This is a genomic window from Mesorhizobium sp. M2A.F.Ca.ET.067.02.1.1 (genome assembly GCF_004023285.1).
Lineage (GTDB): Bacteria > Pseudomonadota > Alphaproteobacteria > Rhizobiales > Rhizobiaceae > Mesorhizobium.
Genome location: NZ_RZSB01001230.1, coordinates 1 through 959, shown reverse-complemented (window position 1 = coordinate 959; position 959 = coordinate 1). Strand labels below are relative to the sequence as shown.

1 protein-coding gene is annotated in these 959 nt (G+C 62.9%); it reads left to right on the top strand.

The features are described 5' to 3' along the window. Window positions 1-93 precede the first annotated feature (93 nt). Window positions 94-959: aminotransferase class III-fold pyridoxal phosphate-dependent enzyme (locus tag EOA28_RS36960; protein WP_148671162.1), on the top strand; the 866-nt coding region annotated here is incomplete at its 3' end.

Genomic DNA, 959 nt, shown 5'->3' with positions numbered 1-959 from the left:
ATGGGTCGCCGGCCTGCTAAGGCAGGACGCGATGGTCGAACGCGTGACCAAGAATGTTCTCGACCGCTATCTTGGCCGAGACGAGAGGGGCAAATGAACACTGCGCCGTCGATCAAAACCGTCAGCCGGCCGAACCTTTTCCACTTCACGCGACGGCCCCAGCCGATGGTGGATCGCGCCGATGGCATCTATCTGTGGGACAAGAGCGGCCGCCGCTACATCGATGGATCGAGCGGCGCGGTCAACGTCAATGTCGGTCACGGCAATCGCAACGTCATCAATGCGATGAAGCGGCAGCTTGACCGCGTCAGCTTCGCCTACATCTTCCAATTCGAGAATGAACAGGCCGTCGCGCTGGCGCGGAACTTGGCCGAGCGGCTTCCGAACGGGCTCGAGCGCATTTATCTCGTTTCCGGCGGTTCCGAGGCGGTCGAGGCCTGCCTCAAGCTCGCGCGCCAATGGGCGGTCGCGACAGGCCAGGACAAGCGCTGGAAAATCATCGGTCGCATGCCCTCCTATCACGGCATCACGCTTGGCACGCTTGCCGTCACCGGCGACGATGTCCTGACCAGGACATTCGACCCGCTCGGACAGCCGATGCCGCTGGTGCCGGCCCCGTTTGTCCATCGCGACCAAGATAATCTGTCGCTGGAAGAGCGCGGCGTCCGCTACGCTGACATGCTTGAGGAAAAGATCCTGGAACAAGGCCCCGAAAGCGTGCTTGCCTTCATCATGGAGCCGATTGGCGGCGCGGCGACCGCGGCACTGGTCCCACCCGCAAGCTATTTTGCCCGGATCCGCGAAATCTGCGACCGCTACGGCATCCTGCTGATCCATGACGAGGTGATGACCGGCATCGGGCGCACCGGCAAGTTCCTGAGCGGCGACCATTGGAGCTGCCGGCCGGATATCGTTGCGCTGTCGAAAGGGCTGAGCTCCGGCTATGCGCCCTTGGGGGC